This window comes from Hymenobacter wooponensis, from assembly GCF_004745865.1.
GTDB classification, from domain to species: domain Bacteria; phylum Bacteroidota; class Bacteroidia; order Cytophagales; family Hymenobacteraceae; genus Hymenobacter; species Hymenobacter wooponensis.
In genome coordinates, this window is sequence record NZ_SRKZ01000005.1 from 111,027 (window position 1) to 126,434 (window position 15,408).

General features: G+C 60.5%; 7 protein-coding genes. All 7 read left to right on the top strand.

The window, feature by feature from the left end; all coding sequences use genetic code 11:
* Nucleotides 1-136: 136 nt before the first annotated feature.
* The 7 genes from EU557_RS17610 (at nt 137) to EU557_RS17640 (ending at nt 15,281) form a co-directional block, all read left to right on the top strand.
* Nucleotides 137-3,208: a SusC/RagA family TonB-linked outer membrane protein gene (locus tag EU557_RS17610; RefSeq protein ID WP_135531792.1), complete on the top strand. Its 3,072-nt coding sequence runs from the start codon at nt 137-139 to the stop codon at nt 3,206-3,208.
* A gap of 30 nt (nt 3,209-3,238) precedes the next feature.
* Nucleotides 3,239-4,660, top strand: a complete 1,422-nt coding sequence (locus EU557_RS17615) for a RagB/SusD family nutrient uptake outer membrane protein (protein ID WP_135531793.1) — start codon at nt 3,239-3,241, stop codon at nt 4,658-4,660.
* Nucleotides 4,661-4,830: 170 nt separating this feature from the next.
* Nucleotides 4,831-7,251 (top strand): glycoside hydrolase family 3 N-terminal domain-containing protein, encoded by a 2,421-nt coding sequence (locus EU557_RS17620; protein WP_135531794.1) that lies wholly within the window; start codon nt 4,831-4,833, stop codon nt 7,249-7,251.
* A 280-nt stretch (nt 7,252-7,531) separates the two neighbouring features.
* Nucleotides 7,532-8,350 (top strand): SDR family oxidoreductase, encoded by an 819-nt coding sequence (locus EU557_RS17625; RefSeq protein WP_135531795.1) that lies wholly within the window; start codon nt 7,532-7,534, stop codon nt 8,348-8,350.
* 12 nt (nt 8,351-8,362) lie between these two features.
* Entirely contained in the window at nt 8,363-9,559 is a 1,197-nt protein-coding gene (gene uxuA / locus EU557_RS17630) for a mannonate dehydratase (RefSeq protein ID WP_245326308.1), read from the top strand.
* A gap of 416 nt (nt 9,560-9,975) precedes the next feature.
* Nucleotides 9,976-12,432: a glycoside hydrolase family 2 TIM barrel-domain containing protein gene (locus tag EU557_RS17635; RefSeq protein WP_245326309.1), complete on the top strand. Its 2,457-nt coding sequence runs from the start codon at nt 9,976-9,978 to the stop codon at nt 12,430-12,432.
* Between the two features lie 185 nt (nt 12,433-12,617).
* Nucleotides 12,618-15,281 carry a glycoside hydrolase family 2 TIM barrel-domain containing protein gene (locus EU557_RS17640; RefSeq protein WP_245326310.1) on the top strand — a complete coding sequence of 888 codons (2,664 nt, stop codon included), beginning with the start codon at nt 12,618-12,620 and terminating at the stop codon, nt 15,279-15,281.
* Nucleotides 15,282-15,408 lie beyond the last annotated feature (127 nt).

Sequence of the window (15,408 nt, forward strand, 5' to 3'; positions counted from 1 at the left end):
TCACGCGCTGCAGCTGGTAGTCTGGAACCTGGGTTTCCGTAATCGTTTCCGTAAATAAATCCCGTTTGGCGCGTCTTGGGCCCGACAAGTTTGTGGAGATTACACTCAATAATTCCCCCCACCAGTCCTGCGTGCTATGCGAAAATTTACCCACCTGTTGCTGCCCGCCGCGGCAGTACTATCCTTGTCGGCACAGGCCCAAACCAGCCAGGTCACTGGCACGGTGCTGGGCGCCTCGGATAACTCTCCCCTCCCTGGTGTATCGGTTGTGATAAAAGGCACCACCACTGGTGCCACCACCGACCCCGATGGCAAGTTCAGTTTACCCCTTCCCGCTACCGGCGACCCGGTTTTGGTGTTTTCCTTTATCGGTTTTGAGCCCCAGGAAGTGCGCGTTGGCGGCCGCAGTTCCGTTGGCTCAGTAAAGCTCGGAGAGAAAGCCACAGCCCTGAATGATGTAGTAGTAGTGGGCTACGGCAGCCAGCGCAAGCGCGACATTACCGGCTCGGTGGCCTCCATCTCGGCGGAGCAGGTGGCCGAAACGCCAATCACCCGGGCCGACCAAATTCTGCAGGGCCGCGTGAGCGGCGTGCAGGTTACGCAAACGAATTCGGAGCCGGGCGGAAACGTTTCCATTCGCATTCGGGGTACCAACTCCATCAATTCCGGCAATGAGCCGCTGTTTGTGGTGGACGGCTTCCCTGGCGCCGGCGACCTGAACTCCATCAACCCCAGCGACATTGAATCAATTGAGGTGCTGAAAGACGCCTCCGCTACGGCCATTTATGGTAGCCGGGGTGCTAACGGAGTAGTTATCATTACCACCAAAAAGGGCAAGGCCGGGCGCAACAGCATCAGCTTCGAGGCCTACACCGGCGTGAGCAACGTGCGCAAGAAGTACGACCTGATGAACGCCCCCGAGTTTGCGCGCTACCTCAACGACGTGCAGACGCTCAACAACCTCGAAAACAAAACCACCACGCCCCTACCCTACACCCAAGAGCAGATAAATGCCATGGGCGAGGGTACCGACTGGCAGGATGAGATTTTCCGGCAGGGCCGCCAGAGCAACTATCAGCTCGGCTTCAACGGCGGCAACGAAGACACCCGCTACAATCTCAGCTTCAACTATTTCGACCAGGAAGGCATCATCCTAAACTCCGGCTTTAAGCGCGGCTCGGTGCGCCTGAACCTGGACCGGAAAGTGAGCAACAAGATCAACGTGAGCTTCACCAGCCAGCTTTCCCGCACCCAGCAGCGGCTGACCACCGTGAATACAAACGGGGGTAGCAACGGCGGCGTATTGCTCGATGCCTTGCGCTTCAGCCCCATTCAGTCGGTGCGCGATGCCAACGGGGCCTACACCTTCCAGAACCAGCCGCTGCCCGCCGTAGAAATTGCCGGCAACCCGGTTGCCTACGCCGAAAGTGCCAAGGACAACCTCACTACCACCCGCGCCCTGATCAACGTGGCCGGTGAATATCAGCTGCTGGAAGGACTCAAGCTGCGGATTTCGGGCGGCACTGACCTGTTTGCCAACCAGCGCAACCAGTTTATTCCTTCCACGGTGTACGTGGGCCAGAACACCAACGGCTCGGCCACCAAAGCCTCCAACAACAATTACAGCTGGCTGAACGAGAACACGCTGACCTACGACCGCAAGCTCAACGAGAACAACGCCCTGAACGTGGTGGCCGGTCTGACCTTTCAGGAGTTTGTGAATGAGAATTACACTGCTGCGGCCAACAACTTCTTCACCAATGCCCTCGGCTCCGACAACATAGGTCTAGGCGCCAACGTGCTGACGCCCAGCTCGGGCAAGAATTCTAACCGGCTGGCCTCTTACTTCGGGCGGGTGAACTACCGGCTGTTTGAGAAGTACCTGTTCACGTTTACCATGCGCGCCGACGGCTCCTCCCGTTTCGGGCCGAACAACAAGTGGGGTTACTTCCCCAGCGCCGCCTTCGCCTACCGCCTGATCGACGAGAACTTCATGAAGGGCTTCACCTCCCTCAGCGACCTGAAGCTCCGCGCCAGCTACGGCATCACGGGCAACCAGGAAATTGGTTCGTATCAGTCGCTGGGGCGGTATGGGCTGAGCGCCTACACCTCGGGGGCCACGCGCCTGGTAGGCCTAGCGCCCTCCAACGTGCCCAACCCCGACCTGAGCTGGGAGTCTACCGCCTCTGCCGACGTGGGCATAGACGTGGCCTTCTTCAAAAACCGCCTCAGCGTTACGGCCGACTACTATTATAAGAAAACCACCGACCTGTTGCTGCAGGTATCCATTCCGCAGACGACGGGCTTCTCCAACATTCTGCAGAACGCGGGCAGCGTGCAGAACAAGGGCTTTGAGTTCTCGCTCAACACGGTCAACTTCGACTCGAAGAAGTTTACCTGGAACACCAACTTGAACTTCTCGCTCAACCGCAACAAAGTTCTTGACCTGAATGGTGAGTATCAGCGCTTCGTAGGCCAGTCGAGCACCAGTATTTTCCCCGGTGCCACGGCTGCTACCAGCGTGCTACGCATTGGCGAGCCTATTGGCTCCTTCTACGGTTACGTGTTTGATGGCATCTGGCAGACCCAGGAGGAAATTAAGGCTAGCGGCACAACCGCCAACGTGCGTCCCGGCGACCCGCGCTACCTAGACCTGAACGGCGACAAGAAGATTGACGGCAACGACCGCACCATCATCGGGCGGGCCCAGCCTAAGTTCATCTACGGTGTCACTAACGGCTTTACCTATGGCCCCCTGAGCCTGAGCGTATTCATCCAAGGCGTGCAGGGTTCTGATGTGCTCAACCTCAACCGCTACGAGCTGGAATCGGGCTTCACGACTACCAGCAAGCTAAAGTCGGTGAATGACCGCTGGACCGGCCCCGGCACCAGCAACACCATTCCGAAGGCCAACAGCGTGGTGCGCCGCAGCACCGGCATTGTAAGCGACGTGATAGAAGATGGCAGCTTCGTGCGCCTGAAAACCGTCACGGTATCCTTCAATGTGCCGTTGCCCGAGGCCGTTACCAAAACCATTAAAACGGCCAGCATCTACGTGACCGGCCAAAACCTGATTACGATTACCGACTACTCCGGCTACGACCCCGAAGTAAACTCGTTCGGTAACTCCGGCCTGAGCCTGAATACCGACTACAACGCCTTCCCCAACACGCGCACCTTCATTGGCGGCGTCCGGATTGGCTTCTAATCGAACAGGTACTTCTACATTATTACTGACATGAAAAAGAAGCTCCTTCTTCTCGGCATATGTTCCCTTGGCTTCTTCTCTTCCTGCGAGTCCTTCCTGGAAGAAAAGCCTTATGATTTCCTGACCGCCAGCAACTTCTACCAAAACGAGGGTGACGCCATTGCGGGCCTGAACGGCGTGTTCAGCCTCATGCAGGCCCAAACCTACTACGGCCGCACGGTGTGGCTGGTAACGGAGCTGCCCGGCGACTACATGGCCGTGGTGGGCGCCACCACCGGCGACCGGGCCGAGCTGAGCCGCTTCACCTACACCGCCAACAACGGCGAAATCGGGAACTGGTGGGTGAACAACTACCGCCTCATTGGCCGCGCCAACGATGTGATTGACAAGGTGCCGGCCGTGAGCATGGACGAGGCCAGCAAGAACAACATCCTCGGCAACGCCCGCTTCCTGCGCGCCCTGGCCTACTTCGAGCTGGTGCGCTCCTACGGCGACGTGCCCCTGATTACCTCGCCCATCAAAGGCCCCAACGACGACCTGCGCCCCGCCCGCACGCCCAAGGGTGCAGTATACGAGCAGATTATTCAGGATCTGCAGTTTGCCGAAGCCAACTGCCTGAAGGAAAACCAGATTCCGGCCGGCAACAAAGGCCGCGTATCGAGCGGGGCCGCCGCCAGCATGCTGGCTAAAGTGTACCTCACCCGCGCCAGCTCTTCCGATGCCAAGGGCACCGACAACCAGGATGCCCTGGCGGCCTGCAACCGCGTCATCAACTCCGGCTTATACAGCCTCATGCCGAGCTACGGCGACGTGTTCCTGCCCGACCGCGAAAATAACGCCGAGCACATCTTCTCAGTGCAGTTTGATCTGCCCCCGAACGTGGGCAACATCATTGTGCGGCAGAACCTGCCGGCGGCGCTGGGCGGCTTTGCCTCCTTCACGGCCGAAGATTGGTTTGTGCGCTCCTACGCCGCTACCGATGTGCGCAAGGATTGGAACCTGAGCAACAAGGCCAACACTACCACGCTGCCCCAGTATTTCTTCAACAAGTTCCGCGACGATAAGCGCATCGGCAACGACTCGCGCGCCAACTGGCTGGTGACGCGCTACGCCGATGTACTGCTCATGCAGTCGGAGGCGCTCAACAACCTCAACGCCGCCGACGTGACCAAGTACCAGGGTATTAACCGGGTGCGGCAACGGGCTGGCCTAACGGCGCTGCCCACTACAGCCACCACCAAAGACGCCTTTGTAGATCTGCTGGTGCAGGAGCGCGCATGGGAGCTGTGCGATGAAGGCCACCGCCGCTACGACCTAATCCGGCTGAACCGCCTGAAGCAAGTAGAGAAAACCATCTTCAACCGCGACATCAGCGACAACTACCTGCTGTTTCCGATTCCGCAAACGGAAATAGCACTTAACCCCAACCTGACGCAAAACCCTGGCTTCTAAGTCAGCACCTCTCAGCAGGCTACCCTGGCCTGCTGAGAGCATTTGTGTTCATTGCTCCTACCTCCTGAAGTGGCCTAGGCCACGCTCAGGGCAAAGCCACCCATTCTAGGCCACTGCTGGCAACCACCTGCTACTGGCCTAGCGCTTTGCCACCGCCCTCCTACCAACGTATGCGTACCTCCACCCTCCCGTATTGCCTGCTACTTCCCGCCTTCCTGCTGACCTCGGCGGCGCAGGGACAAAGCAAGAAGAACCTCTACCACAAAGGCTGGATTGACTTCAACAAAGACGGCAAGAAGGACGTGTTTGAGGATGCCACGCAGCCCGTGGAGCGGCGGGTGGCCGACCTGCTCTCCCAGATGACACTGGAGGAGAAAACCTGCCAAACGGCCACGCTTTACGGCTACGGCCGGGTGCTGAAGGACAAGATGCCCACGCCGGAGTGGAAGAACATGGTCTGGAAGGACGGCATTGCCAACATCGACGAAGAGCTCAATGGCCTGGCCTATCACCCCGGTGCCGCTACTGAGTTTTCCTACCCTTTCAGCAAGCACGCCACCGCCATCAATGATGTGCAGAAGTGGTTTGTGGAAGAAACGCGCCTGGGTATTCCGGTTGATTTCACGAACGAGGGCATCCACGGCCTCTGCCACGACCGGGCCACGCCCCTGCCGGCCCCCATTGGTATTGGCAGCACCTGGAACAAGGCCCTGGTGCGGCAGGCCGGCGCCACCGTGGGCCGCGAAGCCAAAGCCCTAGGCTACACCAACGTGTACGCCCCCATCCTTGACCCCGCCCGCGACCAGCGCTGGGGCCGGGTGGTGGAGTGCTACGGCGAAAACCCCTTCCATATTGCGGAGCTGGGCAAGCAAATGGTGCTCGGCATTCAGGAACAAGGCGTGGCCTCCACGCTCAAGCATTACGCGGTGTACAGCGTGCCCAAAGGCGGCCGCGACGGCGACGTGCGCACCGACCCGCACGTGGCCCCGCGCGAGATGCACCAGCTCTACCTTTACCCTTTCCGCCGCGTGGTTCAGGAAGCCAAGCCCATGGGCGTGATGAGCAGCTACAACGACTGGGACGGGCAGCCCGTAACCGGCAGCCACTACTTTCTGACGGAGCTGCTGCGCGAGAAATTCGGGTTTGATGGGTACGTGGTGTCGGATAGTGAGGCCGTGGAGTTCCTCTTTACCAAGCACCACGTGGCCGACACCTACAAGCAGGCCGTGAAGCAGGCCATTGAGGCGGGCCTGAACGTGCGCACCAACTTTACGATGCCGGAGGTGTACATCATGCCCCTGCGCGAGCTAGTGAAAGAAGGCAGCGTATCAATGAAGACCCTGGACCAGCGCGTGGCCGATGTGCTGCGGGTGAAGTTCCGGCTAGGCCTCTTCGATCAGCCGTATACGAGCAACCCCAAAGCCGCCGATAAAGCCGTGCACACCCCGGCCGATGAGGCCTTCTCGCTGCAGCTAAACCGCGAGACAATGGTGCTGCTGAAGAATGAGAAAAACCTGTTGCCGCTGGATGCCAAGGCGCTAAAGTCGGTGCTGGTGACGGGGCCGATGGCAGCGGAGAAGAACTATACCACCAGCCGGTACGGCCCCTCCAACAACCCTGTTACGACGGTGCTGGATGGCATCAAAAACTACCTCGGGGCCAAGGCCACCGTGCACTACGCCAAGGGCTGCGACATTGTGGATGCCAGCTGGCCCGAAAGCGAAATCATTCCGACGCCCTTAACTACGGAGGAGCAGGCAAGCATCGACGAAGCCGTGGCCCAGGCCCGACAGGCTGATGTGGTTATTGCGGTGGTGGGCGAGGATGAGAAGCGCGTAGGCGAAAGCCTCTCGCGCACTGGCCTAGGCCTGCCCGGCCGCCAGCTGCAACTGCTGCAGGCGCTACAGGCCACGGGCAAGCCCGTGGTGATGGTGCTGGTAAACGGGCAGCCGCTCACTATTAACTGGGAAAACCGCTACGTGCCCGCCATTCTGGAAGCCTGGTTTCCGGGCCCCCAGAGTGGCCGCGTAATTGCCGAAACTCTGTTCGGCGACAATAACCCCGGCGGCAAGCTGCCCATCACTTTCCCTAAATCAACGGGCCAGATCGAGTACAACTTCCCCTTCAAGGTGTCGTCGCAGGCGGGCCAGCCCAGCGCGGGCCCCAACGGCTACGGCAAAACCAGCATCAACGGGGCGCTGTACCCCTTCGGCTTCGGGCTGAGCTATACCACCTTTGAGTACGGCAACCTGGTGGTAAACCAGCCCAGCCAGCACGCCCACGCCGATGTGCAGGTAACGGTGGAGGTAACCAATACGGGCAAGCGCCTGGGCGATGAAGTGGTGCAGCTCTACCTCAAAGACAAAGTCAGCAGCGTAACGACCTACGAGTTTGACCTGCGCGGCTTTGAGCGGGTGCGCCTGCAGCCCGGCGAGAAAAAAACCATCCGCTTCACCCTGCACCCCGACGACCTGGCCCTGCTCGACAAAAACATGAACTGGACCGTGGAGCCCGGTGAGTTTGAAGTGTTGCTCGGCAGCTCTTCCGAAGACATCCGCCTCCGCAAGTCCTTCACCGTCCAAGCTGAGTAAGGCCGAACAGCAATGGCAATTGTATGAAAAAGAACGTCATGCTCCATCTGGCGTCCGCTTGCCGAAGCATCTCTACCGCTTCGTTGTGGCGTTGCTAGGCCAGTAGAGTTTGCCAGCGGTAGAGATGCTTCGGCAAGCTCAGCATGACGGCCTAATGTCTGGAGTTACTTAATGCGATGTACTTGAATTTATTCCTAAATCTGGCCTAGCACGCACCCTAACCCCAATTCAGATCCTTACCGGCGGCGCTCCACAACCGCGCCCCATTTTACCCAACTGCATGAGTGAGAATTTTTCCCTGGAGGGCAAAGTAATCGTGGTTACCGGCGGCACCGGTATCCTAGGCCAGTCGTTTATTGATGCCATTGTAGAAGCCGGCGGCACCGTGGGCATTCTCGGCCGCAACGCCGCCGTGGCGCACGAGCGGGCCGCGGCTATCAACGCCCGCGGCGGCAAGGCCCTGGCCCTGGTGGCCGACGTGCTGGAAGAAGACCAGCTGCGCGCCGCCTGCCAACAGCTAGTACAGGCCTACGGCCGCATTGATGGCCTGGTAAACGCCGCCGGCGGCAACGCCCCCGATGGCGTACTCAACCCCGATGAAGATGTGTTCAAGATGAACCTCGAGGGCATGAAGCGGGTGATGGACCTCAACATTTGGGGCGCCATCCGGCCCACGCAAGTGTTTGGGGAAGTCATTGCCCAGTCGGGCCGCCGCGGCAGCATCGTGAACATCTCCTCCATGAACTCCAAGCGCGCCATTACCAAGGTGCTGGGCTACAACATGGGCAAGGCTGCTCTCGACTGCTACAATCAGTGGTTTGCGGTAGAAATGGCCAACCGCTACGGCGACAAGCTGCGCATGAATGCCCTGGCCCCCGGCTTCTTCCTGACCGAGCAAAACCGCAACCTGCTCACCACCCCCGACGGTGGCTTCACGGCCCGCGGCGAGCTGGTTATCCGGCAAACGCCCTTCAAGCGCTTCGGCCACCCCGATGAATTGAAGGGTGCTTTGGTGTGGCTGCTCAGCGACGCTTCCCAGTTTGTAACCGGCTCCATGATTTGCGTGGACGGCGGGTTCTCCATCTTTGGCGGCGTTTAACAGACGGAACCCATGAGCAACCAACAACCCTATTCGATGGAGCAAACTATGCGCTGGTTTGGCCCCCAAGACCCCGTTAGTCTTTCTGATTTGCGCCAGGCCGGCTGCACCGGCGTTGTCACGGCCCTGCACCACATCCCGAACGGGGAGGTATGGCCAGTGGCTGAAATTAAAGCTCGGCAGGCTGAGATTGAGGCCGCGGGCATGCGCTGGAGCGTGGTGGAAAGCGTGCCGGTGCACGAACACATCAAAACTCAAACGCCCGGCTTCGAGACCTTCATTCAGAACTACCAGCAGAGCCTGCGCAACTTGGCGGAGTGCAGCATACGCACCGTTACCTACAATTTTATGCCGGTGCTGGACTGGACCCGCACCGACCTGGCTTACGAGGTAGAGGACGGCTCCAAGGCCCTGCGCTTTGAAATGGCCGCCTTTGTGGCGTTTGATGTGCTACTGCTCCAGCGCCCCGGCGCGGAGCAGGCCTACCCAGCAGATGTGCTAGACAAAGCCCGCCAACGGTTTGCCGCCATGAGCGACGAAGACAAACAACTGCTACAACGCAATATCATTGCTGGCCTGCCCGGAAGTGAGGAGAGCTTCACGCTAGGCCAGTTCCAGCAGGCTCTTGATGCCTACCAGCACGTTGATGCCGACCGGCTGCGGCAGCACCTCATTCACTTTCTGCAAGAAGTGGTGCCGGTGGCCGAAGCCGGCGGCATCCACCTCGTCATTCACCCCGACGACCCGCCCTACCCCATCCTAGGCCTGCCACGCGTGGTAAGCACCGCTGCCGATGTGCAGGCCCTGTTCGATGCGGTGCCTTCCCTCAGCAATGGCCTGTGTTTCTGCACCGGCTCGTTCGGGGTGCGCCCCGACAACGACCTGCCCGCCATGGTGCGCCAGTTCGCCGACCGCATCAACTTCATTCACCTGCGCAGCACCCGCCGCAACGCCGAAGGCGACTTCTTCGAGGACAACCACCTGGAAGGCGACGTAGACATGTATGGTGTAGTGCGCGAGCTGGTGCACGTGATGCAGCAGCGCCAGGTAAGCCTGCCCATGCGCCCCGACCACGGCCACCAAATGCTCGACGACCTGCACAAGAAAACCAACCCGGGCTACTCCGGCATCGGCCGCCTCCGCGGCCTAGCCGAACTACGTGGCCTAGAGCTAGGCATCCGCCGCAGCCTATCCGAGAACCAAGGTTAGAAGCTAAAACTAGTTCCCCTCCTCAGCTGAGGAGGGGCTAGGGGTGGATGACTGGCCTAGAACGTCTTGCTCTAGTCCGTCATGTCGAGCGGAGTCGAGACATCTCGCGTGCTGACGTTGCCATGCTAATTCACCACAACAGCACGTCATCCTGAGTGCAGCGAAGGATCTACTCGCGTCAGCACAAGGTGCGAGGCCAGTCGTCCATACCTGATAAGATCCTTCCTGCGTCAGGACGACGTGCTGTTGAGAAGCAACATCAGCACGCGAGATGTCTCGACTCCGCTCGACATGACGGACTAGAGCAAGACGTTCTAGGCCACTCCTCTATACCTCCTCTCCAAAGGAGCCCCTAGACTCTGAAAGCCCCCAATCTGCCTCCCTCACACCTACCTGAAAACAACACGAGTTTGAGAGTGAAGTACAAGCTGATTCTGTTTTTCCTGTTGCTGACTGGCCTACGCCCGGCTTTCAGTCAGCAGAAAACCCGCCTAAACACCGGCTGGGAATTCGTGCGCCAGGATTTAGGCGGCGTGTGGGAGGCCGTGCGCCCCGTAGTTGCCGGCAACCCCGAAAGCGTACCGCTCTGGGACAAAGTGACGCTGCCGCACTGCTTCAACGCCCGCGACGCCGTAGACCCGGACGTAAACTATTATCAGGGCCCCGGCTGGTACCGTACGCAAGTGGCGGTGCAGAACCCCTACCCCGACGGCCGCACCCTGCTGCACTTCGAAGGTGCGGGCCAGAAAACCGACGTGTACATCTACACCACCAAAGTCGGCAGCCACGTGGGCGGCTACGATGAATGGACCGTGGACATCACCCAGGCCGTGGCCGACTTCCAGAAGACCGAGGTCTACCAGAAGCAGTTCAAAGGCCAGGTTCCCATTTCCATCCGCTGTGATAACTCCCGCGACCTGGAGCTGATACCCTCCGACCTCTCGGATTTTAACGTGTACGGCGGGCTGTACCGCTACCTCAATCTGGAGTACCAACCCGCCGTGGCGCTGAGTCGGTTGGTAGCCAAAGCGGAAGTAGATAAGGCTGGCAAAGCCGGCACGCTCACGCTGAAGGCGGTGCTGCCGGAAACGGTAGCGGCGGGCTCCGCGCCCTTTTCGGTGCGCTTGCTTGACCCGCGCGGCAAGCAGGTGGCCCAGTACAAAGGCACGCTGGCCGTGAAAGCCGGCGAGCAGGATTTGCACCAGTTTGCCGTGAAAAGTCCGCGCCTATGGTCGCCAGATGCGCCCCAGCTCTATACCGTGCAGGTTACGGTGGGCACCGGCGCTCAGGCCTATCAGCAGAGCGAGAAGGTAGGGTTCCGCCACATAGAGTTTGTGGAGAAGGGGCCCTTCATGCTGAACGGCAAGCGCCTGCTGCTGCGCGGCACCCACCGCCACGAAGACCACGCTGGGGTGGCCGCCGCCATGACGGAGCCTATGATTCGGCAGGAGATGGTGATGATGAAGCAGATGGGGGTGAATTTCATTCGCCTAGGCCACTACCAGCAGTCGCGCATTGTGCTCAACCTCTGCGACTCGCTGGGCATTACCGTGTGGGAGGAGATTCCGTGGTGCCGGGGTGGCCTAGGTGGCCCGGTGTACCAGGCCCAGGCCAAGCGCATGCTCACCAATATGATTGAGCAGCACTATAACCACCCGGCCATCATCATCTGGGGCTTGGGCAACGAGAACGACTGGCCCGGCGACTTCCCCGAGTTCGATAAGCAGAAGATTCGGGCGTTTATGACGGAGCTCAACGACCTCTCCCACCGCCTCGACGCCTCCCGCTACACCGCCATCCGCCGCTGCGATTTCTGCAAGGACATCGTGGACGTGTACTCGCCCTCCATTTGGGCGGGCTGGTACCGCGGCATCTATACCGAGTATAAAGAGGTCAGCCGCAAAGAGTTTGAGGGCGTGAAGCGCTTTCTGCACGTGGAGTGGGGCGGCGACAGCCATGCCGGCCGCCACTCCGAAAACCCTGACAACGCCCTGGCCAAAATCACGGCCGGCAAAGGCGCCGACGAGCGGGCCGGCGACGCCTCCCTGTTTGGGGGCAGCGCCCGGGTTTCCAAAGACGGCGACTGGAGCGAAACCTACCTCTGCAACCTCGTAGACTGGCACCTGAAGGAGCAGGAAATCATGCCCTGGCTAAGCGGGGCGGCCTACTGGCCATTCAAGGATTTCTCTACGCCCGTGCGGCCCGACAACCCCATCCCTTACATGAACCAGAAGGGCGTGGTGGAGCGCGACTTCACCAAGAAAGAGGCCTACTACGTGTTTCAGTCGTACTGGACGACGCAGCCTATGGCCCACATTTACGGGCACTCCTGGCCCGTGCGCTGGGGCGACGAGGGCGAGCTGAAAATGGTGAAGGTGTACTCTAACTGCGAGCAGGCCGAGCTATTTGTGAATGGCAAAAGCTACGGCGTGAAAAAGCGCAACAGCCAGGACTTCCCGGCCGCCGGCCTGCACTGGAATGTGCCCTTCGTGGCGGGCCAAAATCAAGTGCGCGTGGTGGCCCGCCAGGGCAAGCAAACGGTGCAAGACGAAATCAGCTTCCGCTACCAAACCCAGAAATGGGGTAAGCCCACCAAACTGACCCTCGAAAAAGTAGCCGAGGCCAATGGCCTGACCACCGTGGAGGCCAAGCTTTTCGATGCCCAGGGCGTGCAGTGCCTGGACGCGGCCAGCTGGGTGGAATTCTCCCTGGCCGGCGCCGGCAGACTTCTCGACGATTTGGGCACCAGCAGCGGCTCGCGCAAGGTACAGGCCTACAACGGGCGCGCCCTCATTCGGCTGGAAGGCAAACCCGGCCAAACCGTGGTGGCGGTGCAGTCTGCTGGCCTAGAACCCGTATTACTGACGCTATGATGAAGATAACCGCGAGACCCCACCCCCGTCCCCTCCCCTCCGGGAGAGGGGTGCATTCAGACGATGTCGGTGACGTCGTCTGGCACCCCTCTCCCGGAGGATGTGGCGCATCAAGCCAGCGTGGGACGGGGGTGGGGTCCTTACTACCGCGCCTCTGCTGCCTCTCATTCTTTTTGCTGCTCTCGTTGCTGACCCAATCCGCCATAGCCCAGCGCGTGGTGCAGTCCGTGAATAGTAGCTGGCTTTTTCGCAAGGATGAAGTTGGCCTGGAACCCGCGCAGGCCGCCGCAGCCAAGGGCTGGGAAGCCATTTCCCTGCCCCACACCTGGAATGCCGCCGATGTGCTCGATGATGAGCCGGGCTACTACCGCGGCGTGGGTTGGTACAAGAAAACCCTGTACGTGCCCGCCGCCTGGCAGCAGCGCCGCGTGTACCTCTACTTTGAAGGTGCCAACCAGGAGGCCGAGGTGTATGTGAACGGGCAATTGGCCGGCCGCCATGCGGGCGGCTACACTGCTTTCAGAGTGCCTATTAGTGGGTTGCTGAAGTTCAGCGGCCAGGCGCCCGCCGCCACCGAAGTACTAGTCCGCCTCACCAACCGCCACAACCCCGACATTCCGCCCCTCTCCGCCGACTTTACCTTCTACGGCGGCATCTATCGCGACGTGTACCTGGAAGCCGCGGCGCCCGTGCACTTCGACCTCGATAACTACGCCTCCAACGGCACCTTCGTCACCACCCCAGCCGTATCGGCGGAGGCGGCAGAGGTAGTAGTGGCAGGCGCCCTGACCAATGAATCGGTCACGGCCCGGAAAGTCACGGTACTTACGCAGCTGCTGGACCGGGATGGGCGCACGGTGGCGAAGCAGCAAACGGCACTCACCCTCAAAGCGGGAGAAAAGCGTACGTTCCGCCAGCCCCTGCCGCGCCTGCATAGGCCCCAGCTGTGGTCACCGGATGCGCCATACTTGTACCGGGCCGTGTCGCAGGTGCTGGAGGGCAAGCAGGCTACGCTGCTGGATGAAGTAACCAACCAAGTGGGGTTGCGCTGGTATCGGTTTGATGCAGCTCAGGGCTTTTTCCTGAACGGGAAGCCGCTCAAGCTCATCGGCACCAACCGTCACCAGGACTACCCTGGCCTAGGCAATGCCTTGCCCAACGCCCTGCATGAGCGCGACGTGCAGCTGCTCAAGCAGCTGGGTGGCAACTTCCTGCGCGTGTCGCACTACCCTCAGGACCCGGCGGTGCTACAAGCTTGCGACCGGCTGGGCATTCTGGCCTCGGTGGAGATTCCCATCGTGAATGCCATTACCGACTCTAAGAGCTTCTTTGCCAACTGCCGCACCATGCAAACCGAGATGATTCGCCAAGGCTACAACCACCCCAGCGTTATCATTTGGGCCTACATGAACGAGGTGCTCCTGCGTCTGCCCGCCGGCATCAAGCGCGACAACGAGCCGGGCAAAGTGTACCTGCGGCGCGTAAACCGCCTGGCCCAGGAGCTCGACAGCCTGACCCGCCGCGAAGACCCCGCCCGCTACACCATGATCGTCAACCACGGCGACTTTGAGCTGTATCAGTTGGCGGGACTGCCGGCCATTGCCCAGCTCGTGGGCTGGAACCTCTACCAGGGCTGGTACTCCGGCGACCTGGAGGGCTTCCCGAAGTTTCTGGACCGCCACCGCCAGGAGCTGCCCACCAAGCCCCTGCTGGTAACCGAGTACGGCGCCGACTCCGATGTGCGCCTGCACTCCTTCCAGCCCCAGCGCTTCGATAAAACCTCGGAGTACGCCAACCGCTACCATCAGTTCTACCTGAAAGCTATGCTGGATAGGCCCTTCGTGGCAGGCAGCACAGTCTGGAACCTGGCAGAATTCAACTCCGAAACCCGGCAGGAGGCAGTACCCCACATCAACAACAAAAGCCTGCTCACCGGCGACCGGCAGCCCAAGGACGCTTACCTGTTCTATCAGGCTCACTTAGTCAAAACGCCCTTCCTGAAGATTGGCAGCCGCTCCTGGACGCTCCGGGCCGGTCAAGCCGCGGGCCCCGACTCCCTATTCTGCCGCCAACCGGTGGAGGTGTACACCAACCAGCCCGCCGTGCGCCTGCTGCTCAATGGCCGCGACCTGGGCACCCGACCCGCTGAGTTTGGCGTGGCGCGCTTCACCGTGCCGTTTGGCGCGGGCCTGAACCAGCTCCGCGCCCAGGCGCAGGACCTAGCTGTAGAAGACTTTGCCGACATCGAATTTCAGCTCCTGCCCACCCGCCTCGACTCTCCGCAGCTGCCGTTCACGGAGCTCAACGTGAGCCTTGGCGACGCGCGCACTTTCACCGACGACAAGCTGCACCAAGTGTGGGTACCCGAGCAGGCCTACACGCCCGGCAGCTGGGGCTACGTGGGTGGGCAGGCCTACAAACAGCCCGGCGACCGGCTCCCCTACGGCTCCGACCGCGACATTTTGGGCACCGCCTACGATGCTATCTACGAAACGCAACGTCTAGGCCTCAGCCAGTTCCGCCTCGATTTACCCGACGGTGAGTACGAAGTAGTGCTGCACTTCGCGGAGCTGGAGGCCGCGCCCCAGGGCGAGCAGCTGGTCTACAATCTAGCGGGAGCTGGCACGGGTGCCAGCACGGCGACTTCCGCACCGGGTCGGGCGTTTTCGGTGCTTGTTAATGGAGTAGATGCCTTGCCAGAGCTGAGCCTCGATACTTACCTGAGGCCCTTGCAGGCCAACAGCTTCAAGGTGCCGGTTTCGGCCCGCGGCGGTCGGGGCATCATCGTTGAGTTTAAACCTGGGAAGGGTCAACCGTTCCTGAATGGGATTCAAGTAAAGCGGCTGTAGCCAGCCGTGGCCGGAAGTTAAGTTGCCTGACTTCCGGCTACCATAATAACTGAAGGACGTGCTTTTCGGCGGCTACTTTGGCCGCCCACTGGCGGTCAGGTGGTAGGGTGTGGAATTTGTACCATCG